The following is a 23,447-nucleotide window of genomic DNA, read 5'->3' as shown; positions in this document are numbered from 1 at the left end:
TGGTTAACTCCCGTTGGCTTGTTTTTTAAGAATAGAGTCGCGTACTTTGCCATTAGATTCTCCCCAAGCATCTGTCATCTGATTTCGGATCTGCCATAATTCGGGGAAAAATTGGTTTCGCGCCCCGGATTTTAACAAATCTACCGGGCGACCTTTCAGGGAGTGCGATTCCATTCCAATAGTACTTTGGATTAAGAACAAATGTTGCCAACGAAACTTCTGCAACAACTCATCAAATTCAACTAAACTTTCAGCAATAACATAGCTGTCGTCATGCTGATATTGGCTGTCGTAGATAGCTTCAATAGTAGTGTTGCGGCTCTCGATGTAATACTGATTGAATACGCTCCATATATCGGCAGGTATTTTTACTAAGGTGCGAAAACCCGGTGATTCTTGGCCACTACCATTACCTAATTGTAGTCGGATCTGTTGGTATTCTTTAGGAGACATTGTTTCTAACAAGTCCATTTGTTCAATCATCATTTTTTGCAACATGTGCACCCGCTTCATCAGCGAAATGACTCTATGACTTTGTTCAGTTTGCATGTATTCAAGAACATCAATAAGGGTAAAGATCATCAACTTCATCCACAACTCTTCAACCTGATGCACAATCTGAAACTGTAGCTCATCTGAATTACATAATTTATCTAGGGGTTTTTGGCACTTCAATAAACTATCGCACTGCAAATAAGCGCCATAATCAAGGATTTCAGGGTTTTCTAATAAGCGGCTATATTTTTGTCGGTACATGGGGCTTTCCAAATGACTATTTCGGAACTCATGATAATAGATAGTGATTTGAACATTGTTCTTCAAATACTTGATATTTTATTTTTTTTAGAACAAAGTTCTTTATATTCGAAATATAGAAGAACGAGGATCGGAATTAATGCTGGATAACAAAGATAAACAGATCGTTTCTCAACTCGAAGAAGATGGTCGCCTTTCCTTCTCAACCCTGGGGGATGCCATAGGTTTGAGTAAGACTCCGTGTTGGAACAGAGTCAAAACATTGCAAGAACAACAAGTGATTACTGGATTTTCCGCCATTCTGTCGCCGCAGGCAATGGGGTTGAACATTCGCGCCCTGGTCAATGTTGTTATTGATATTGGACAACACCAAACGTTTGAGAAGGCGATTATCAATCATTCATCCATACGCTCTTGTCATGCAATTACAGGGGAGTTTGACTATGTTTTGGAAATTTTAGCCAAGGACATAACTGATTTTGATGAATTGCTACGGATTGATTTGAGCAAGTTACCTGGAGTTTTACGCTTTAATACCGCAATCACCACGCGCTTAGTCAAACAAAATGGCCATTACAGCAAAATGCTTTAATTTGTTTTGCTACACCAAATTAATTGCCGCGCCCATATTTACTCACAAAATTTGTCGCAAAACGCTGCGCAGAATCTACATCCATATTGAAATACAGTGAAGGCTCAATAAGCTCCACTTCCATGGTGACATAAGCGTCTTCATATTTAACTAAGTCAATACGCGCATACAAAGGTATTTCTGGTAGCGCAGCTAAAACCTGTTGTGACGCTTTTAACAAAGGTTCATTTGCCTCAACGCTGCGAAGCTGACCACCGTGTTCTTCTTGAACTCGAAAGTCATTTTGCTTTGGCACTTTCACAATACAGTGACTGTATTCGCCATTGAAATAGAACAGCGAATATTCCCCTTCATTAACCACACTTTTTAGAAATGGTTGGATCATGTAAGGTCGTGAAGAAAAGATCTCTGTCAAACCTTGCTGCTCTTCAATAACAGATTCTAAAGAAAGGCGATATGTGTAATCAGCATTAGCACTGACCAAGGGTTTGATAACAATTTCGTGGCAATTTAATGGCTTAAAAGCACTTTTTATCAGCTCAAAGTCAAAGGTATCACACCAAATGGTGGGGACAATGCCTACACCTTTTACCTCAAGTGACTTCAAATAATCTTTGCGAATATTCCACTGCACCAACTCTAAGCTATTCTCCAACTTAGCGCCGCTTGCCACTATCTTCTGTAACACATCTAAAAAAGCATCAGCGTCACTTTGGTAATCCCAAGTGCTACGAATGATCACGACTTCGAAATCACTCCAATTAATATCTTTCGCGCGCCATGACACTTCTACCGCTTCCCAGCCCACCTCTTCTAAGGGTTCATAGAACAAGTGATCATAAACGAAAAAATCTTCTAGATCATTGGTCGATAAAATGGCTACTTTTCGCATCGATTTTCCTGAATGTAATAGCGCAGACTTAGGCTTTTGTCGCAAATAAAGAGTTAGAATAACGGAGAATTATTCACTTCTCCAGCATTGTTAAAGAAATGTAAGATAAATTTATAGATTGGTGTATTTATTTAGGCTCAATACTTTGTTAGTGCAGAAAAAAGCTCTAAATTTGCACTAAGAATAACGAATTATTAAGCAATTTAAATATGCTCCAAGTGAAAAATGGAATGGCGATGAGGATAGATACACGCATAACTAAGAGGCACAGGTTTGTCCATCTTTTTGGTGAGGACTCATTCAAGCTTTGAGCATCACTTAATATCAAATCACGCTCATGGGGCGTTAGCTTTTCAAAACTAATCTGAGTCGTCACCTGTGACACATGCCACTCATACTGGTTTGCAGCTTTAAGGGTTTCAAAAGTACTGCTTTTTATTTGTCTAATACTTATCAGCGGGTAAAAGGTCAAATTAATCAAAATTAATAAGATAGTCATAGCAAGTAAAAAGTCTTTAAATAGAGGTTCGCCGCCAATCCAAAACAAGGGCACTAAAGAAATACCGATTGAAAAGAATAAAGCATTCCAAAATACCGCCTTCGCAAACGGATACCTGTGCTGATTGCGAAATAACTCCACGGTTAAATATTCAACAATAAACTTATCAATAATTTTTGTATTGCGCAGGATCACCGAAATAGATAAAAAGATGCCTGTCCACATCCACCAGGCTTGCAAAATGAGTGGATAACGTATGAGGTTTTCTTCATCACTTAAGTCTTCCACAAAGAAAAGATGCTCAGAATAGAAATAGCTAAACATCATCAAGAAACCGCCAACCACACAGATTATTAATACTTTGCGAGGAATATTTTTAATTTGACAAGCAAGTTTCGTAGACTGACTTAGTGATAATCCACAGTTTTGCCCATTGCTTAACACTTCTTTATAAGCGATAGAAATAATGAACGGCAAAATGAAAAAGCAAAAACCACCAATAATTGGCAATGCAAAAGAGGCTGCTACATCTCTTATCTGTACCTCATGGGATAACAACTTAGGACTTACCACCAATCCAGAAGCGATATTAACCAGAATAAAGCAAACAGCAATACAAATTGCTATATAAGCTGAATTGATACATAAACTAAAACTTTTACTTCTCACAGACATCCAATCAACATGTATTCTTTAACACTAAAACAAGTCATCGAGCAAAATTGCACAATTTAACAATAACAACATGAACACCTAAAAAGGATTCACTGAATAGCCGCGTTGATTCAACAACGAATGAGCGGTCATGGCGGAAAGCGACATTTGAACGCCCTCAATAAGCTCATCGTTGCTAACGTCACGAAATGCTGCAGACTGGCCACAAAGATATACTTCAACATTGTTTGTTAATAGTTCGGCAATTAACGGATGATTGGGATTTTCGGCATCAAATCGTTTTTTATATGCAGAGGGGTTAAGTAAATCGCTGCCTGCACTACCATGAACAACCAAAGCTAAATGAATATTTTCTTGTTTCGCACCATTAGCCACCAGCATGTTGAGAAAGCGGGCTAAGCTATCAAAGTGTCGGTTTAAGGTTTTCTCCCCACTGGTTTTACTTACGTCAAACGCCACTTTAAATTCAGTATTAGCGTCGAAGGTTTGGTCAATTTGTACTTTTGCATGCTTACCAAAATCTTGGATCACGGGACCAGTTGTAAACTTCCCAATTTCTTTATTCGCACCAGACGTACCTTTTTGTGCAGCATCGCTTTCGAATGCGCCCAATCCACAGCACAGACAAATACCTAACATTACAGTGAACAGTTTCAACCTTCAGACTCCCCAAATTTAAATCCCTAGCAAATACTACCCTATTTTTGTAAATTCTCTGAGAAAGTTTTCTCAACTGCTTACAGAACATATAGCAACTGACTATGCTAGCCTCGGTGATTTATCCCTGTAGAAGTAAATAAATACACATATTTTAACAATTCAGCTAACCTAAAATCTTCTTTATTGCTCGTATACAAGGTAAGATCACCGACATTTGAACTATTAAAAACAATTTAGGCTTTCCTTAAAACGGTTGTTTACGTTATGGGAAGGGACTTAGATGTGAAGTATTACTATTTGTTTTCACAATATAAAAACTATAAAACAAGCAAATACCCTTAAAGTATAATAACTAAAATGTGAGTTAGTATGAATAATACATGGATTAAGGCACTCCTATTCGTTGCAATAGTTGGCATAGGAATTGGCGCTATGATGGTTATAGGCGCATCAGGTAAAGAAGAAGCCGATGAAGAAAAGGTTGACACCCGCCCCTTGGTCAACATAGTTTCCGCTGAATCTATTAATTATCAAGTGCTCATTCATAGCTTTGGTGAAGTTACGCCGCTGGAAAGCACCAACTTATCAGCTCAGGTTTCGGGCGAAATAATCAGTTGGAATCCTAAATTTGTTGCCGGCGGTTTAGTTAAACGTGGCGAAGTCTTATTTAGCATCGAAAAAGACACATACGAAGCAGCACTGTTGCAGGCGGAAGCAGAATATATTCAAGCGCAAAGTGCGTTAATTGAAGAGCAAGCTCAAGGGGAAGTTGCAAAACAAGAAGCGAAAAACTTTCCTAATAGCAAAGTAAGTGACCTGTATCTCCGAAAGCCTCAAATAATGAGTGCACAAGCGGCGCTTAAATCTGCCCAAGCAAGAATGAAAATAGCCCAACGCGATTTAGATAATTGCCAGGTCACCTCTCCCTTTGATGCTCTAGTAATAGAACGCACCATTGGACTAGGAGAATACGTTAGCAGTGGCGCTAAAGTGGGAACCCTAAACAACATTGAATCTGCAGAGGTTTTATTCCCAATAGCTGGTTTCGATAGTGCCTTTTTGCCCGCTAACCTTGAGAATCAAGACGCGGTAGTCATCGTTAAGGGCGTAAACACTTTTAGCCGCGCGGGCAAAGTAGTTCGTGATACAGGCGTTATCGATCAAGCTACACGAATGAGTCATATTGTCGTCCAAATTGATGATCCCTATGGCTTAAAAAGCCAAGTACCTGCTCTGAAATTTGGTAGTTATGTTGAGGTTAACATCTCGGGTCAGGTGCTGAAAGATGTATATCGTTTACCCCAAGACTTGGTGACCAATAAGCAAGTCTGGGTAGTTGATAACGATAACAAACTGCAACCTAAACCGGTAGATATTATTCGTGAAGAAGGTGCGCATTTCATTATAAAACGCGGCTTGAACGAGTCAGACCGCGTGGTAACCACAATTCCAGATTACCCGCAAAAAAATATGGAAGTGCGCTTGTATAACGCACAACAAGATGACGATTTAGTTGCCCAGCAACCTAACCAGTAGGCCAAAAATAATGACTAATGAAGCCAAACAGACTGGACTAATCGCCTACTTTGCTAATAACTCTGTCGCTGCCAACTTGCTCATGATATTTATCGCAATTCTGGGCGCAGCAAGCTACTTTTCTTTACCTAGACAGATGTTCCCTAGCCTAGAAATCAATTTCATCAGCATTCAAGCCAATTACCCAGGGGCCTCCCCACAGGAAATTGAAGAAGGTATTCTGATTAAAATAGACGAAGCCTTAAAAGACGTTACCGAGATTAAACGCAGTGTTTCAAGGGCATTTAGAAACAGTGGCAGAGTTAGCTTAGAAATTGATCCCGATGAGCAACTGTCTGATGTACTAGACAAAGTTAAGTTGCGCGTAGATGGTATCGCTACCTTTCCGGCGGGCATGGAACCGGTCACCGTTTACCAAGAAGAGTTTAACCAAGACGTCATAGAAATGGCCATTGTGGGTGATTCAACCTTAGAAGAATTAAAACCGGTAGCCAAAGAGATTGAGACCGAACTGTTACAGTTAAACAATGTATCTTTAATCGACTTATATGCGCCTGATGACGAAATTGCCGTTGAAATTAAGCCCGACGAACTACGCAAATACAACATCACCCTTGATGAAATTCGTCTAGCCATTCAACGTTTTTCAGCAAACTATTCCGCAGGACAACTGCGCACCGACACGGGGATTATTTCCGTGCGCGTAGAAAACCAGTTTTACAAAGGTGATGAGTTTCGCCACATTCCAATCAAAATAGGTTCCAATGGAGCTAAAGTTTTACTTAAAGACGTAGCCATTATTCAAGATGGTTTTACTGAGGGTGAACGCTACGCTAACTTTTCTGGCCAAAATGCCATTTATATGTCGGTGAATGCGACCAAAGACCAAAACATGATAGCAGTGGCAGATTCGGTAAAAGCCTATGTTGCCAGCCGCAACGAGACATTACCTGACGGCTTAGAATTAAAAATTTTAGTTGATATGACCACCTACGTCACAGAACGACTCAATATGATGCTTAGCAACCTATTTCAAGGTTCCATATTAGTCGCGTTTATGTTGACCTTGTTCTTGCGGTTTAGGCTGGCATTGTGGGTGATGATAGGTCTGCCCGTGTGCTTCTTAGGCGCAATTTTAACCATGAGTGTATTCGGCCTCACCATTAATGTCTTGTCGTTATTTGCCTTCATTATGGTGTTGGGTATTGTCGTCGATGATGCCATTGTTATAGGCGAAAGTGCCTATACAGAAATCGAAAAACACGGTGGAGGAGTAGAAAATGTAGTTAGAGGAGCCAAGCGCGTGGCCACTCCAGCCACCTTTGGTGTGTTAACGACCATAGCGGTATTTTTACCCTTTACTCAAGGAAGCGGTTTTTTAGGTACATTTATGTGGAATATTGCCGGAGTAGCTATATTCTGCTTAGCTTATAGTTTAGTTGAATCTAAATTAATCCTACCCGCCCATTTAGCGCACACTAACTTCAAACCAATTAAAGCAGGAAGTTGGCGAGATAGATTCAATACTCGCTTTTTCGCTTTTGTTAACGGGCCATATCGCAACTTTATTGAAGTTTGCACCCGCTTCCGGTGGGCAGTTTTCGCTACTTTTGTTGCCTTTTTACTTATCAGCATTGGATTAATTACCGGTAAATTTGTACGCATGGTACCAACCCCTTCTGTTCCCCATGATTTCCCCAGCATTCGTATAGAAATGAATGAAACTGTTTCCGACACCGCAACAATTGAAGCCTTACACCTTATCGAAAAGATCATCAAAAAAGTCGAAGATGAGGTGATAGATGAATATGGTTCCGGCTTAATTCGAGACATTTTTTCATTTAATGACGGGCGCACCGAAGGGCAGGTTCTTATCGCTCTTGTACCCGAAGAAGAACGGCACTTCGATACCTTTGAATTGGCACGAAGGTGGCGCTCGGAAATACCCGAAATTCCCGGCATGAAGTCATTTACCATTAGAGATAATCCCTTTTCAGAAGGAGGCGGAGATGGTGATTTTGGCTACCTTTTGTTTGGTCCAGATATTGAAACCTTAAATGCCGCAGGACTCAAATTCATTGAGTTACTGCAACAAGAAGAAGGCTTATTCGATATAAGTTCCACTATCGATCCCGCCAGTAAAGAAATCCAAATGACGTTGTTACCAGTGGCTTATGATTTGGGATTAGATCTTTCGTCCATCGCCAATCAAATGGGCACAAGTTTTTATGGCGGCGAAGCCCAACGGGTCATTCGTAATGGTGAAGAAGTGAAAGTGATGGTTCGCTACCCTAGGCTAACTAGAGAGCGTTTTGCGGAACTAAAATACGCAGTGATCACCACCCCCTCAGGCAAAGAAGTCATGTTAGGCGATGTAGTTAATTTAGAAGAAACCCCTGGTATCAGTTATATTCGCAGAGAAGGCGGTTACAGAAGCGTTTATGTTTATGGCAACATCGACGAAGAAGCGGTAGAACCCAACTCAGTGGTGGAAAAGATAGCCAATGAACTGCTGCCTGAAATGCAAAAACTCTTCCCATCAGTGAAAACAGAATTAGGCGGTGCAATTGAAGAAACCCAAGCTCAACAGAACGAACAAATTCTGTTTTTCATTGCCGGTTTGATCATGATGTACATTCTTTTAGCCGTACCACTTAAGAGCTACATGCAGCCATTCATGATATTGATGGTTATTCCTTTCAGTTTCACTGGTGCTATATGGGGGCATTTTATTTTTGATACCGATCTTAGCACCATGTCGACCTTCGGCCTGATTGCCGCGGCGGGGGTGGTAATTAACGACTCCCTGTTGATGACGGATTTCATCAACACTATGCGTAAAAACGGCACACACATTAAACAAGCGGTGCTCGACGCTGGTTGCGCTCGTTTCAGAGCAATCACACTAACCTCAATCACTACTTTTGTTGGCGTAGTACCCATTATGTTCGAAACCAGCATGCAGGCAAGAATGGTAGTGCCCATGGCGATCGCCTTAGGTTTCGCGGTTATATACGCCACCATAGTGACTTTGATTCTGATCCCATGTATGTATCTAATTCTAGATGATGTTAAATTGCCATTTAGATGGATCAAAGGAAAATTATCCAAGCCCGAAAGCGAAGCAACACCCCATCAAAGCACCCTGTAGGCGGGTGCTTTAGCCCCGCGAACACGTACCCACAATCCATGCCCTGTAGGCGGGTGCTTTAGCCCCGCGAACACGTACCCACAATCCATGGCCTGAAGGCCATGCTACAGGGTCGCGTGCCGTTTGAAACACCCCATGGCCTGAAACACCCCATGCCCTGTAGGCGGGTGCTTTAGCCCCGCGAACACTAACCCACAATCCATGGCCTAAAGGCCATGCTACAAGGTCGCGTGCCGTTTGAAACATCCCATGGCCTGAAACACCCCATGCCCTGTAGGCGGGTGCTTTAGCCCCGCGAAACACGCACCCACAATCCATGGCCTAAAGACCATGCTACAGGGCCGCGTGCCGTATGAAACATCCCATGCCGCCTACACCCCATGGCCTGTAGGCGGGTGCTTTAGCCCCGCGAACACGTACCCACAATCCATGGCCTAAAGGCCATGCTACAAGGTCGCGTGCCGTTTGAAATATCCCATGCCTGAAACATCCCATGGCCTGTAGGCGGGTGCTTTAGCCCCGCGAAACACTAACCCACAATCCATGGCCTAAAGGCCATGCTACAAGGTCGCGTGCCGTTTGAAACATCCCATGCCTGAAACACCCCATGCCCTGTAGGCGGGTGCTTTAGCCCCGCGAACACGCACCCACAATCCATGGCCTAAAGGCCATGCTACAGGGCCGCGTGCCGTTTGAAACATCCCTTGGCCTGTAGGCGGGTGCTTTAGCCCCGCGAACACGCACCCACAATCCATGGCCTAAAGGCCATGCTACAGGGCCGCGTGCCGTTTGAAACATCCCTTGGCCTGTGGGCGGGTGCTTTAGCCCCGCGAAACACGTACCCACAATCCATGGCCTGTGGGCCATGCTACAAGGTCGCGTGCCGTTTGAAACATCCCATGCCTGAAACACCCCATGGCCTGAAGGCCATGCTACAACTGTTTCTGTGGGGTGAATGTAGTTACTTTTTAACTTCATATTTTCGTCATAGCTTGGTCATATTCGCAACGCATGCTTGTCCAACTTTAATTGGAGAGCACAAAGATGAGTTTAAGTATTTGGCAAGTAGTTCTAGTCGCGTTGTTATTTATTTTGTTGTTCGGCAGAGGTCGAATCCCTGCGTTAATGGGTGATTTGGCCCAAGGCATCAAGAGCTTCAAGCAAGGTATTGGCGAAAACGAAGAACAGACTACGCAAAGTACAAGCGAGTCTCAACCGAAAGAAAAACTCGAAAACCAATAAGTATATCTGCGGGAGCACAGTATGTTTGATCTCAGTTGGATAGAACTTGGTTTTGTTGCCGCTTTGGCATTATTGGTAATAGGTCCTAAGGATCTCCCCAAGATGTTCAAAATGATTAACCAATTTGTGACCAAGGCGAAACGCACTATCAACGATGTTAAAGGCGGCTTTAAGCAGCTTGAAAACGAAATTCGTATTGTTGAGGGCACAACCACTGAATCAACAAACTGGAAGCAACTTCTCCCCGAAGATATTCGTAATTTGCCCGACGATTTCATACCTGGCTCGCAAAACGCTGAATATCATAATAACCGTGCCCAACAAATTGCAAATAAAAAAGCTGAAGTTGAAAAAAGTCAAAATGTTCAACTGGAGCAACCCGCTGCTTCCACCAAACAGGAACAGATTCAATGAGCCATTCTCAACAAAAAAACAGCAACCCAGATGATGAGGTACAGAACAAAGCGCCACTGCTGACTCATTTAATTGAATTACGCAGACGCCTACTTTTCTGCTTTGCTTTTTTTGCTTTGATGTTTACTGTTTCCTACTTTTTTGCCGAACAGATTTACAGCTTTTTACAACAACCATTGTACCAAATATTTGGCCCTGACAGCGGCAGACGCATGATTTACACAGGTTTGCATGAAGCCTTTTTTACTTATATAAAACTGGCTTTCTTCAGTGCTACCTTTTGTACCTTGCCCATTACATTGATTCAAATTTGGAAATTCATTGCGCCGGGTATGTATAAAAACGAACAAAAAGCCCTGTCTCCATTGTTTATTGCCACCCCCATTTTGTTTGTTATGGGCGCAGCACTGGCATTTTACGTTGTGATGCCATTGGCTTGGGAGTTTTTCATTAGCTTTGAATCAAGCGGTCAAAACGCAACTATTAACGTGGAGTTGGAAGCCAAAATGAGTGAATACCTTGCGTTAGTTATTCGCTTAATACTGGCCTTCGGTTTGTGTTTTGAATTGCCGGTTTTGCTATTGGTGTTGGCCAAGGCAGGAGTGATCGATGCGCAAACGTTAAGAGACTATCGCAAACACGCCATTGTTGGCGTCTTTTTCATTGCAGCTTTAATCACGCCACCGGATTTGATTTCGCAAATCGCCTTAGGCGTGCCTATTTTGGCCTTGTATGAGTTATCGATCGTGCTAATAAATTGGACACAGTCGGAGCAACAACAGGCACCTCGTAAACAAGCGAACCAATCCACCTAAGTTATTAATAAAAAAGCAGTATTTTTGTCATTAAACGTTTAAAAAAGCGTAAAAAAAGAGATCCAAAACTGTCATTTAAGGTCGGTACATTAGTACTCAGCTAGTTGATTTTCATAACAAGCTCAACTTGCGCCAAACCACTAATTATAAGGACCAGAAACACCATGTCAGAACAAGAATTAGATTTAATCCCACAGAATGAAGATAAAATTGAACCTGCTTTTAGTCGTCGCCAAGTATTAAAAGGTGGCTCTATTGCAGCAGCAAGCACAGCTTTTGCGGCAGTTTCTAGCAAAGCTCAAGCGGCGTCATTACCCTTTACCAATTCATACGGCCCGCTAGCTCCTACAGCAGACAAAGCAACAGGTCTAAATCTACTTTCTTTACCTGAAGGTTTTGAATACACGTCTTACGGTTGGACTGGTCAAGTACAATCAGACCTGTTACCTACACCGACTGATCATGATGGCATGGGTATAGCTGCCGTAAAAGGCAACATTATTTGTCTTGTTCGTAACCACGAATGTTCCGAAGGCGAAGGCTCTCCAGCCTCACCTCGTGGTGGCCGTGGCGTTTATAACGCAGCTCAAAATGGCGGTACCACTAACCTAATGTTTGATATCGTCAAAGGTGAATTTTTGTCTTCATACAACAGCCTTGGCGGCACGATTAGAAACTGTGCTGGCGGAAGCACACCTTGGGGAACATGGTTATCTTGTGAAGAAACCTTCCATAACTGGAATCAAGGTCCTCAAGGAGAAAATCACGGTTACGTGTTCGAAGTCCCTGGATTTGGCATCTCCGATGGCCAACCCATTCGTGAAATGGGTCGTTTCTCACACGAAGCTGCTGCCGTAGATCCAGCAACTGGCTACGTATATGAAACTGAAGATGCGGGTTCTTCTGCATTCTATCGTTTTGTTCCTGCGGGCGAATGGGGTGACTTGAAATCTGGCGGCAGCTTGTATGCCATGGTGCTAAACGGTGAGTCGCGCGTAGATTTACGTGGTGGCTTAGTGCAAGGCACTGTTTGGGATGTAACTTGGCAGGAAGTTGCTGATCCAGACGCAACAACTGAAAGATGTTACAACCAAGCTTCAGACGCTGCAATTGTTGAGCGTGGCGAAGGCTGCTGGTATGACGACGGCAAAATCTACTTCGTATCAACCTCAGGTGGCGCAGCCAACCTTGGACAAATCTTCTGCTACGATCCTCGCAAAGAAACCCTAACTATCATTTTCGAATCATCCGACGCCGTTAATGAAGTAAATGCGCCAGATAACATCGCTGTTAGCCCGCGCGGAAACATTTTGATGTGTGAAGATGGCAGCTCAAACCCTAAACGCCTTATTGGTTTAACCATGGCGGGAGAAACCTTCCCGTTCGCAGAAAATAACATTTCATTAGACCAAGGTGACTTAGCTCAAATCGATTCTATTTACCCTGGGACTGAAGCAAATTTTTGGGATTCAGTTGGCGATTCAATCGATGGCAGCAACAGACGTAGCTTCACTAGCCGAGAAATGGCTGGCGCATGTTTCTACGGTCGTTGGTTGTTTGTGAATGTGCAATCACCAGGTGTGACATTCGCTATTACTGGTCCGTGGGAAAACGGCGCACTTTAATCTAAATATAACAACAAGTGGCACCTAGGAAAGCTTTCCCAGGTGCCTTATTCACTATAGGAAAGACTATGAAACGTATATTAACTCCAATGCTAACGGCTCTTGTATTGTTATGCAGCGCATCAGCTTCAGCTTCAATTATTTCACTTCCAACTGACGGTTTAATTTCTGACTCAGTAGTAGGTGATAGCGGCTGGTTAAACGAAGATACCTTTGGTGACGCAATTGATTTCATCACTTTCGATGTAGCTGCGCAATCGACCTTCACTGCTACAACTGACTCATTGATCACTATGGGTTTAAGCTTATACCAGGGCACAATCGCCCATGACTTCGCCATTCCTTTTTCAAATAAAAGCGACTTCAGCGACTTCTTCGACAACCTAGTTTTTGTAGACGGTAATAGCCCTTATATTCCTGGTTTAGGCGGAAGCTTAACGGGTTTAGTATTAGAAGCAGGTTCATACACCCTTGCCGTTGGTGGTAACGAGGGTTTCTTCGATACTTTCACAGACTACGCCTACGACCTAGAAGTTGCCATTGCCGAAGTACAGCAAGTTCCAGAGCCATCAGCGCTATTTTTATTGTTTTTCGGTATCGCTGGATTGTTAGCAGCTCGCAAACAACAAACAAAATAAACCGCGAAACAATCATCGAATACCAAGGGGCAATCGCCCCTTTTTTGTTTTTCCACGCAATTCCATGGCCCCCCGCGATCCATGGCCTGAAGGCCATGCTACACCCCCGCGTATGTTTTCGTATCCGTTTCCACGGGCTAAAGCCCGTGCTACAGGTCCGCGCGTTCCATGGCCTAAAGGCCATGCTACAAGGTTAACATCCACAAACCGGAGGCGATCATGAATAGGTTTTCGGTCAATGATACCGCGCCCAATGGCACATCACTTTTACCGCCAACACAGGCGCATTTGAGGTCACGTTTCTCCATATAAACAGCTTTGTAAACTGAAACGGCTCCGATACCACCGATGAACAACGATATTGGCGCAATCAATAATGGCGGCAGGTTCGCGACCATCCCAATCCCAACATATGCCTCTAAAAATGGATACACATAGGCGTAAGGTACAACCCGCATGGCAAGCAAATCATAGGTAATAAAGGAATTTGAGAAGCTGTATAAATCCCGCAGCTTTTGTACCGCAAGAATCGCCATTGAAAATGCAACGAATAACATTAATGTCTGTATTGAAACAATGGCCATTGCCGAAGAATAAGCCATTGCTATGGCTAAAGGTGCAGCCACGGCAAATATAGCGATGACAGGCGTGTAAGTTTTGCCCTGTTGGCCAGGTTTAGACATACCAAAAAATGCCCTTAAATCATCGTATCCACCGATCCTTTCGCCATCAATGAAGGTCTGGGGGGTGGTTTTTACGTCGTGAGCGTTTTTAAATTCATCGGTTTCCTGACGTGAGGCCAGTTTGTGATCTTCAACCTCGAAACCTTTTCTTTGCAATAGGTCTTTTGATTTCAATCCAAAAGGACAAATATGTTGCGAGCTTTCCATTCGATATAATTTTGCCGTTTTTTTCATTATTCCTCCGATATTCGTTGGTTTTTCGTTTAATGGAGCCATGGCCTAAAGGCCATGCTACAGGCACCGCAAATTATGGCCCCCACAATTCATAGCCCCGACATTCCACGGGCTGAAGCCCGTGCTACACCCAGATCTGTAGGCGGGTGCTTTAGCCCCGCAAATTATGACCCCACAATTCATGGCCCCGACATTCCACGGGCTGAAGCCCGTGCTACAACCCAGACCTGTAGGCGGGTGTTTTAACCCCGCAAATTATGGCCCTAAATTCCATAGCCCCGCGGTTCACGGGCTGAAGCCCGTGCTACAGTTTTAATTGGTGTTTTCGCCATAAATAGAACACCACTGGCACGACTAACAATGACAATAACAACGCACTTGCCATGCCACCTACCATGGGGGCGGCGATACGGCTCATGACTTCTGAACCCGTGCCTGTGCCATACATTACTGGCAACAACCCTATCATCACTGTCGCTACTGTCATAACCACCGGCCTTACCCGTTTCCCGGCACCGTCTAAAACCGACTCCATTAACGCTTGGTTACTAATGGTTGAAGAACTTGCCGATGGCTTTTCATCATGGCTGTCTAAACTCTGGTTTGTATCGACCTTAACATGCCTGTCCAATAAGTCTTGGAAGGCTTGGTTGAGATAAACAAGCATAATCACGCCTATTTCCACCGCCACTCCCGCTAAGGCGATAAAACCCACACCCACGGCTACCGATAAATTAAAGCCTTCAATATATAACAACCAAACTCCGCCGATTAATGCCAATGGCAAGGTGCCCATAATGATCATCACCTCGGTAATATTTCGGAAGTTTAGGTACAGTAACAGCACAATAATCGCCAAGGTTAATGGCACTACATAACTGAGCTTTTCAGAAGCTCGCTGCATGTATTCGTATTGTCCAGCCCATTGCAGACTGTAACCACTGGGTAAGTCTAGGTTTTGCGCCACCAGCGCTTTGGCATTTTCCACGTAGCTACCCACATCAATGTTTTCAATATCAATGTAAGTCCAACCGTTGATCCGCGCGTTTTCACTCTTAATCCCCGGCGGTCCATCTTCAATATACACATTGGCCACATCCGCAAGTGCTATGCGCTGCCCATTGGGAGTGACAATAGGAAGCAGTTGCAAGGCTTCTGGGGAGTCTCGATAAAACTGTGGATACCGCACATTCACTGGATACCGCTCTAGCCCCTCCACCGTTTGCGTGATATTCCTACCACCAATGGCGGTGGCGACAACTTGTTGCACATCACTGATATTTAGACCGTAACGGGCTGATTTTTCTCGGTCGATATCTACTTTGATGTAACGTCCACCAGCCACCCTTTCGGCATAAACCGAGGCTGTGCCATCCATCTTAGACAGCAGCTTTTCTAGATCCTGGCCTATTCGTTGGATGACATTAATATCTGCTCCAGCAATTTTAATTCCCACAGGGGTTTTAATGCCCGTTGCCAACATATCAATGCGAGTTTGAATGGGCATGACCCAAGCATTAGTTAATCCTGGCAATTGCACCACTTCATCGAGTTCTTTGCGCAAGTCATCAGTGGTTAACCCTGCACGCCACTGGGAACGTGGTTTTAATTGGATCACGGTTTCAATCATGGTCAAAGGGGCGGGATCTGTGGCGGTTTCAGCGCGGCCTATTTTGCCAAACACGCTTTTCACCTCAGGGATAGTGGCAATTAACTTATCGGTCTGTTGCAATACCTCGCGGGCTTTGCCAATGGATAGCCCGGCATAAGTGGTAGGCATATACATTAGATCCCCTTCATCAAAAGGCGGAATAAATTCACTACCAATTTTGCTCAGTGGATAAAAGCCAACCAAAGCCACCAAAATGGCTGCCAGTAGAGTGAGTTTGGGGAACCTCAGAACCAGTTTAAGTGCCGGCGTATAAGCGGCGATCAGTAGCCTATTGAGTGGATTTTTCGCTTCACTGAGCACTTTTCCCCGCACTAAATACCCCATTAATACCGGAATGAGGGTGACAGCTAACCCCGCCGAAGCGGCCATGGCGTAGGTTTTTGTATAGGCCAAAGGAGCAAACATTCGTCCTTCTTGCGCTTCTAGAATAAACACCGGCAAAAAGCTCACGGTGATGATCAACAAACTGAAAAATAACGGAGGCCCCACCTCAGACGCCGCTTTAGCCACAACTTGCCAACGGTTCTGCTCAGTTAAGGGCGTTTTTTCCATGTGCTTATGCAAGTTTTCCAACATCACAATAGCGCCATCGGTCATGGCTCCTATGGCAATGGCAATTCCTCCCAAAGACATAATGTTGGCGTTAATGCCTTGCCAATACATCACCGCAAAGGCAATCAAAATGCCCATGGGCAAGCTCACTACCGCCACTATTGCAGAGCGCAAATGAAATAAGAAGAGCGCGCATACCAGAGCCACTATGATTAACTCTTGCGCTAATTTATTCCATAAATTATCTACCGCTCGGGTTATCAATTCCGACCTATCGTAAACGGTTACCACTTCAACCCCATCGGGCAAACTACCTTGCAGACTTTGTAATTTAGCTTTAAGTGCATCAATGGTTTTTTGTGCGTTTTCACCAAAGCGCATCACAGCAACACCGCCAACCACTTCACCTTGTCCATTTAACTCGGCAATGCCGCGGCGCATTTGCGGGCCCAAACGAATATCGGCCACGTCGCGCAATTGCAACGCCGTGCCTTTGGCGTTCAACCCTAGGGGAATAGATTGCAAATCAGCAATTCCGGTTAAGTAGCCTTTGGCTGTCACCATATATTCCGCTTCTGCCATTTCAATTACCGAGGCACCCACCTCCTGATTGCCTTGGCGGATGGCAGTTTGAATATGGCTAAGGGGAATGTTGTAGGCCCGCAACTTATCGGGGTCAATAGTGACCTGATATTGCTTGACCATACCGCCGACAGTGGCAATTTCAGCAATGCCCGGCACCGTTTGCAGCTCGAATTTTAAAAACCAGTCCTGCAACGAACGTAATTGGCTAATGTCGTGCTGGCCGCTTTTATCTGTTAGAGCATACATAAACACCCAACCCACACCTGTGGCATCAGGCCCTAGTTGCGGCTCGGCAGACTCAGGTAATCGCGCGGAAACTTGTGACAAATACTCCAAAACTCGGCTTCGAGCCCAATAAAGATCAGTTTTGTCATCAAAAATCACATACACATAAGAGTCACCAAAAAACGAAAAGCCACGCACCGTTTGCGCACCAGGAACAGACAACATGGCCGTTGTGATGGGATAAGTCACTTGATCTTCCACCACCTGAGGTGACTGTCCTGGATAACTGGTTTTGATGATGACCTGCACGTCAGACAAATCGGGGATTGCATCCACGGGTGTATTTTTTACGCTGTAGACACCCACTCCAACCATCAGCAAGGTGCATAACAGCACCAGAAATCGATTATCAATGGACCAATGAATTAACTTCTCAATCATGATGCATCCCCTGAGGCATTTCAGCGTCGTCAGAGTCCTTGTCCCCCATCTGCGGATGGATCATCAAGTCTGTGATCATAAAGTGTCCAGCATGGATGACAAAGGTGAAATGAATTTGCGAGCCAACATGAACATCACTGATATCAACATCCTCAGCAACCATAAAATCTATGGTTGAGCGACCCTTCCGCCACTTATCAAAGTCTTCATTGCTCACTGTTAACTGCCGAGAGTCAGACAAAACCGCCTTAACACCTCCCATTACAGTGAACGACTTCCCATCAGACTCTAAAGCCATATTCGAGGCGCTTGCATGGCTGTATTGATTATTTGCTCCGTGACTATCCATGCCCGGCATATCATGGGTGTCCATGTTGTGATCCATACCACCGGCATTGATATGGTTTACATGGGTGTCTTGTTTATTTGGAAGTGCGGTCATGCGCGAGAAGTCGGAGTTGATACTGCTTTCTGAGTCCAGTAAAAACTGCGCCGAGGTGACGATGTTATCTCCCTGTTCTAATCCATCTAGGATTTGTGCCTGTCCATTAACGACTGTGCCCAATGTGACGGCTACGGATTTGAATTGGCCATCGCCTAAGGCCATTACTACGCGGTTTTGCTCGCGGGTACGGATCACCGCTTCACTCGGAACCCACAAGGTGTTTTCACTAGCTTTGCTGTGGATCACCACTTGGGCGAACATGTTTGGTTTAAGTTTTTGTTGGCTATTGCTAAATCTAAGTCGCGCACGCAGGGTACGCGTTTGTGCGTTCAAGGTAGGGTAAATATAGTCCACAACTCCTTGCCAGCTTTCACCAGGAAGATAGTCCAAACTCATGGTAACAGGCAAACCCACTTCCACTTGAGGCGAGAGCCGCTCAAACACCTCGGTTTCCACCCACACATCTTTAAGTGACGCTATGGACATTAACGTCCGCTCTGGATTCACATAAAAACCTTCGCGAATATTTAAGTTATCCACCACTCCTGCTTGGGGTGACCGAAATTCAACGGTTTGCAGTACTTTCTGTGTTCGCTTTAGGGTGTCTACCGCTTGTTTCGGCATTTGCAAAGCGACTAAACGCGCTAATGCCGCGTTGATTAATACCTTGTTTCCTCGATTTACCGCTAGAAGGTATTCTTCTTGGGCATTGACTAGCTCTGGGGAATAAAGTGCGTACAAAGGCTGATCTTTTTCCACCGGCTCACCAGAGGCGGTAACATAAAGTTTGTCTACCCAACCTTGGGCACGGGCATGAATATGCACCAAGTTATCTTCGTTATATCCAACGTATCCAACCGTGTGAATTGGCACATGCATTTGGCTTTTGGTGACTTTGGCAGTGCGCACCCCCAAATTATTGACAATATTGGGGGCAATATAAACCGTACCTGGACTATCATTGTTACTTGCGCCGTTATCAGCATAAACAGGCACCAAATCCATGCCCATGGGAGATTTACCCGGCTGATCTCGTTTAAAATTGGGGTCCATGGGGGCCACCCAATAAAGGGGTTCATCTTGATTAGAGATCCCCTTATTGGATTGTTCAGCGCCTGAATGACTTGCTTGAGAATGACCATGCTGATTAGCTGCGTTGAAATACACACTGGTTGCAGCTGTTCCCACGAGTAAACCGGCAACCAGCCAAAGCACTGGTTTTAGTTTGGTATTGTGGTTTGCAGGTTGATTATTGCTTTGACTCATTGCTGTTCTCCTAAAGCCAGTTTTGAAAACTGGCTATCACTAAGGTCTGCCTGCACAAAGAAATATTGTAAGTGAGCATTTACTTTTTGTTGTTTGCTGGAAATTGAAACTCGTTCTAAACGACTATTTAATTCGCTAATTCTGGCGCGCATCACTTCCCCAAAATCGCCTCTATTAGAGGTGTAAGCGGTAAGTTCTGCTTCAGCTTGCTCGTGCATTTTGGGTAAAATAGAGGTGTCGTAATTCGCTAATCTGTCTTCGAGACGCAAGCGCTGACTCATCAACAATTCAAGTTGTGACAACATATTGCGCAGCAACAAACGTTTTTCTGTTATCAAGGATTCTGCTTGGTACTTTGCTGCCTGAACGGATTTGTCTTGGCGTTGATGATTGAACAAAGGCAAGTTCACTGATACGCCAATTGAAAAGAAATCTGCACGGCTTTGCCCAGCCTGATCGTCGGCGCGCATGGCATAACTGGCGTTCACTCCCCATTGAGGTTGGTACTTTTGTTGTTCAAGCTCAACACCCACCTGCCCTGCTAAAATGGTCTGATTTAATGCCAGCACTGCGGGATGGTTGGCGAGTATCTGACCATAATATTGGCGGTTAAAAATCCCCTGTTCGGCCAAAGCCACCTTAGAAAACAGGTTTTCATCTCCTTGGCCCAATGCAAAATCTGCGTCGTCAATAAAACTGTCATCCACGCCTTCTTTGGCGATCCATTGCGACAAAGCCGCCATGGCTGTCTCTTTATCACTTTGTAATTGGGTTAAGCGGTCTTGTAGGCGGGCTAGTTCAAGGTTGGCTCGCACCACATCTTCTTGACGAGTACGACGCTGCCCCGAGGCGTATTGTGACTCTACCGTTTGTGCCAACTGCTCGAATAACGGGCTTTCCTGTTGTAATAACAGAATTTGCTGTTGGGCAGCATAACCATCGAGCCATAGCTGAGAGACAGTAACTGCAATTTGTGCACTGCGATCTTGCGCCATAAACGGATGTTTAGCTGCAAGCTGCTCAAGTTGGCGTTTACGAATAGCAAGACTGTCACCACGAGGGAATTGTTGAGCAATGCCTACCTTAAGCTGCGTCATGGCTTCTTGATCGAAAGCAAACCCATTGGTTGGCAAATTAAGCACACCCATGGATAAAACCGGATCAGGCAAGGTATCAGCCGCCATGCTTTGCGATGACAAAGCCTGTCCTTGTAATTGATTGCCCTTTAGCCAAGGATCATTGTCGATGGCCAATTGCACCGCGTCTTGCAAGGTTAATTGCCGTTTGGCCACATCAACGTTTGCCTGAGCCGCAGGAAACAAGAACGCAAACACAGCTGCGAAGAAAATAAGGGTTAAATAGTTAAGCTTAAACATGTCAAAACTCTATTAATAATATAATTCCAAAGAACAATGGGCGATTGATTTAACCCGCACAATCAATTGATACATCCCATGTAGACGGGTGCTTTAGCCCCGCAAGGTTTATCAACATATCCAGCATGTAGGCGGGCGCTTTAGCCCCGCGAAAACCACGGTGGTTTGTCTCAAACATCCATGGCCTAAAGACCATGCTACAAATGGGTGATTTAACCCCGCGAAAACCACGGTGGTTTATATCAAACATCCATGGCCTAAAGGCCATGTTACAAACGGGTGGTTTAGCCCCGCGAAAACCATGGTGGTTTGTCTCAAACATCCATGGCCTAAAGGCCATGCTACAAATGGGTGCTTTAGCCCCGCGAAAACCATGGCGGTTTGTCTCAAACATCCATGGCCTAAAGGCCATGCTACATGGGCATACGGAAAAAAGGCGGATCTATTTTGGGAGGGTTTAAATAATCGGGGGTTTGATTAAATTGGATGTGTGGGCGTCGAGGGCGTTGTATTGCTCGGCGATAACATCGGTATGATTGATCATTGTATCGGGAAATGGATTGGCCACAAACAACGCTGCTGAAAAAGCAGTGCCGTGTTCGCAATCACAGGTTTTGTTGCAGCAATCTTGCATTGAATGCATGCTCGAATGCGTGTCCGAATCCATTTCGTGATGGGGCTTCTCAACATGTGAATTATGCTGTTGCACCATAACAGGGTCAGAATTCATCATGCTTTGGCCCATTTCAGGCATATTTTCCATATCACAGGCCATCGCCAACGCAGAAACCCCTTGGCTTAAAAGCAAGGTAGTTATCATTATCGCTGTAACTAGCCGTTTAAACATGAAAAACCTAAATAAAGCGCGTCAAATATAGACTGCTTCAAACATATTGAACACGTTCAAGTTTATCACACAAACTCGCATCTCTGCATATAGTTAATGCCAACTGAAAAAAGAGCACATTTGGTGCGAAATGTGCATTACCTTTGAACATTAGTCTGTAATAACACGAACAAGCAAAAATTAACGGGCGTAGCTGTTAGCTAAAATCAGTAAAAACTGTTGAACCGAATGAGCAACAAAGTGGATGTCGTCACAAAAATTTAATTACTTAATAATCTATATTTTTGCGTTGATATTTGCTATTTTCCACGGCGATTATGCGTTAATCAACTCGCTTAGTTGTGGTAATGCAGGAGTTCTCTCGAAAAGCAGGCTATCTGCCACTTGAGAGAAAGACCGGAGTTTATGGAAAGAGCTGTATGATTAACTTTAACAATATGATTTCTGATTCACAGAAATCCTTCCCCAAGCTTATTTTGATGCTTATTGTTTCGGCGTGTTTCAATTCCGCCTATGCGCAACAGCACGAAGGTTTTTCAGCGGTCATTGGCGCTAATATTGGCCATGATGACAACATTTTTCGTAGCTCTGAAGAAGTATCCGATCAGTTTTTGCAACTTGCCCCTGCACTAAAATTAACCGAACTTTATGAATCAGTGCAACTTGATGCACTATATAAGGGCAATTATCGGCAATATGATGATTTGAGTGATTTAAACTTCGCAGAACATGAAGCATCCTTGAAAGGTCAGTATAAACATACCTCAAAGTTCACCTCAGAATTAGCCCTAGGATACTCCAGTCAAATTGAAGAACCTGGCATAACCAATGCTGCAACCAGCGTGTTAGACGAATTTACAGAGGTATCGTCTGCGTCATTAAAAGCCGCAGGCACGTACGGAACGCGAAAGAGCATTGGCCAGATAAGAATAGCTTACGATATAGATAAACGTAGATACGACAACAATGATCAATCTTTCCGTGATTACGATGTGAATCGATTAACAGGTACGTTTTTCTATCGATTAGCCCCAAAAACCCGACTATTGTTAGAAGCAAGTATAGATGATTTAAGCTATATAAATACCGAGCTATTTGATGTTTCAGCAAGCCAGAATCGATTTTTAATGGGTGTGGAGTGGACAGCAACGGCGCAAACCACTGGAATATTCAAAGTAGGTTATCAAGATATAGATTACGACAATGAGTTTTACGATGACATATCTGGCCTAGCTTATTATTTAGATATGATTTGGAAACCCAACACATACTCTACTATAACGTTAGGAGCTGATCGCTCCACTCGAGAGAGTGCTGTGGAAGGATTGCCCAGTTTCATTAGTGAAACTTATTCCATTGGTTTAGAGCACAAGTTTAGCGCAAGAAGTGAAGTAAGCTTTAGTTACCTATATCGTGAAGATGATTTAGGAAGCACTTTCTCTAGAAAAGATACTATCAGCGCCATTGAAGCTAAATACGCTTATGCATTAAAACGCAGTTTAGAAGTATACATTGATTACTCTCATAAGAAGCGTAGCTCTGAATTTGAACTTTATGATTATGACTCAAATATTTTGATGTTAGGCATTGATTGGTTAATCGATTAGTCAATTTACAGATTTTGAA

18 protein-coding genes are annotated in these 23,447 nt (G+C 44.0%); 9 read left to right on the top strand and 9 right to left on the bottom strand.

The annotated features are described in order from the left end of the window. Positions 1-3: 3 nt before the first annotated feature. Positions 4-756 carry a tryptophan 2,3-dioxygenase family protein gene (locus tag AB6T38_RS09810; RefSeq protein ID WP_372547151.1) on the bottom strand — a complete coding sequence of 251 codons (753 nt, stop codon included), beginning with the start codon at positions 754-756 and terminating at the stop codon, positions 4-6. 139 nt (positions 757-895) lie between these two features. Here AB6T38_RS09810 and AB6T38_RS09805 point away from each other — a divergent pair, with 139 nt between their 5' ends. Beyond that, entirely contained in the window at positions 896-1,348 is a 453-nt protein-coding gene (locus AB6T38_RS09805) for an Lrp/AsnC family transcriptional regulator (protein ID WP_372547150.1), read from the top strand. A gap of 19 nt (positions 1,349-1,367) precedes the next feature. Here the strand turns inward: AB6T38_RS09805 and AB6T38_RS09800 are convergent, their stop codons facing one another. The 3 genes from AB6T38_RS09800 to AB6T38_RS09790 form a co-directional block, all read right to left on the bottom strand. Next, positions 1,368-2,240, bottom strand: a complete 873-nt coding sequence (locus tag AB6T38_RS09800) for a RimK family alpha-L-glutamate ligase (protein ID WP_372547149.1) — start codon at positions 2,238-2,240, stop codon at positions 1,368-1,370. A gap of 166 nt (positions 2,241-2,406) precedes the next feature. Then, entirely contained in the window at positions 2,407-3,408 is a 1,002-nt protein-coding gene (locus AB6T38_RS09795) for a hypothetical protein (RefSeq protein WP_372547148.1), read from the bottom strand. An 84-nt stretch (positions 3,409-3,492) separates the two neighbouring features. Further along, positions 3,493-4,071: a DsrE family protein gene (locus AB6T38_RS09790; protein WP_372547147.1), complete on the bottom strand. Its 579-nt coding sequence runs from the start codon at positions 4,069-4,071 to the stop codon at positions 3,493-3,495. 372 nt (positions 4,072-4,443) lie between these two features. On the opposite strand from AB6T38_RS09790, the gene AB6T38_RS09785 reads away from it, so the two are divergent. From AB6T38_RS09785 to AB6T38_RS09755, 7 genes are all read left to right on the top strand, one after another. Beyond that, positions 4,444-5,610: an efflux RND transporter periplasmic adaptor subunit gene (locus AB6T38_RS09785; protein WP_372547146.1), complete on the top strand. Its 1,167-nt coding sequence runs from the start codon at positions 4,444-4,446 to the stop codon at positions 5,608-5,610. A 10-nt stretch (positions 5,611-5,620) separates the two neighbouring features. Then, on the top strand, positions 5,621-8,761 hold the full coding sequence (locus AB6T38_RS09780) for an efflux RND transporter permease subunit (RefSeq protein ID WP_372547145.1): 3,141 nt from the start codon (positions 5,621-5,623) through the stop codon (positions 8,759-8,761). Positions 8,762-9,805: 1,044 nt separating this feature from the next. Continuing rightward, positions 9,806-10,003, top strand: a complete 198-nt coding sequence (locus AB6T38_RS09775; RefSeq protein ID WP_372547144.1) for a twin-arginine translocase TatA/TatE family subunit — start codon at positions 9,806-9,808, stop codon at positions 10,001-10,003. 21 nt (positions 10,004-10,024) lie between these two features. Continuing rightward, a complete protein-coding gene (locus AB6T38_RS09770; RefSeq protein ID WP_372547143.1) occupies positions 10,025-10,417 on the top strand; it encodes a twin-arginine translocase TatA/TatE family subunit in 393 nt (130 codons plus the stop codon). Then, positions 10,414-11,232 (top strand): twin-arginine translocase subunit TatC, encoded by an 819-nt coding sequence (tatC, locus tag AB6T38_RS09765; protein WP_372547142.1) that lies wholly within the window; start codon positions 10,414-10,416, stop codon positions 11,230-11,232. Before AB6T38_RS09770 ends, tatC begins: the two co-directional genes overlap by 4 nt. Before the next feature lie 164 nt (positions 11,233-11,396). Next, on the top strand, positions 11,397-12,857 hold the full coding sequence (locus AB6T38_RS09760; RefSeq protein ID WP_372547141.1) for an alkaline phosphatase PhoX: 1,461 nt from the start codon (positions 11,397-11,399) through the stop codon (positions 12,855-12,857). Positions 12,858-12,925: 68 nt separating this feature from the next. Further along, the gene (locus tag AB6T38_RS09755; RefSeq protein WP_372547140.1) at positions 12,926-13,495 is read left to right on the top strand and encodes a PEP-CTERM sorting domain-containing protein; all 570 of its coding nucleotides are present in this window, start codon (positions 12,926-12,928) and stop codon (positions 13,493-13,495) included. A gap of 185 nt (positions 13,496-13,680) precedes the next feature. Here the strand turns inward: AB6T38_RS09755 and AB6T38_RS09750 are convergent, their stop codons facing one another. The 5 genes from AB6T38_RS09750 to AB6T38_RS09730 form a co-directional block, all read right to left on the bottom strand. Continuing rightward, positions 13,681-14,412: a MauE/DoxX family redox-associated membrane protein gene (locus AB6T38_RS09750; protein WP_372547139.1), complete on the bottom strand. Its 732-nt coding sequence runs from the start codon at positions 14,410-14,412 to the stop codon at positions 13,681-13,683. 304 nt (positions 14,413-14,716) lie between these two features. Then, entirely contained in the window at positions 14,717-17,887 is a 3,171-nt protein-coding gene (locus AB6T38_RS09745) for an efflux RND transporter permease subunit (RefSeq protein ID WP_372547138.1), read from the bottom strand. Beyond that, positions 17,880-19,598, bottom strand: coding sequence for an efflux RND transporter periplasmic adaptor subunit (locus tag AB6T38_RS09740; RefSeq protein ID WP_372547137.1), 1,719 nt, complete (start codon positions 19,596-19,598; stop codon positions 17,880-17,882). The genes AB6T38_RS09745 and AB6T38_RS09740 overlap by 8 nt, the downstream gene beginning before the upstream one ends. Then, positions 19,595-20,974, bottom strand: a complete 1,380-nt coding sequence (locus tag AB6T38_RS09735) for a TolC family protein (protein WP_372547136.1) — start codon at positions 20,972-20,974, stop codon at positions 19,595-19,597. Before AB6T38_RS09735 ends, AB6T38_RS09740 begins: the two co-directional genes overlap by 4 nt. Before the next feature lie 457 nt (positions 20,975-21,431). Continuing rightward, entirely contained in the window at positions 21,432-21,821 is a 390-nt protein-coding gene (locus AB6T38_RS09730) for a hypothetical protein (RefSeq protein WP_372547135.1), read from the bottom strand. A gap of 419 nt (positions 21,822-22,240) precedes the next feature. On the opposite strand from AB6T38_RS09730, the gene AB6T38_RS09725 reads away from it, so the two are divergent. Beyond that, positions 22,241-23,428 carry an outer membrane beta-barrel protein gene (locus AB6T38_RS09725; protein ID WP_372547134.1) on the top strand — a complete coding sequence of 396 codons (1,188 nt, stop codon included), beginning with the start codon at positions 22,241-22,243 and terminating at the stop codon, positions 23,426-23,428. Positions 23,429-23,447: the final 19 nt, after the last annotated feature.

Source organism: Aliiglaciecola sp. SL4, assembly GCF_041538045.1.
Taxonomy (GTDB): domain Bacteria; phylum Pseudomonadota; class Gammaproteobacteria; order Enterobacterales; family Alteromonadaceae; genus Aliiglaciecola.
Note: the sequence above shows the minus strand (reverse complement) of the source record. Positions and strands in the feature narration are given on the sequence as shown.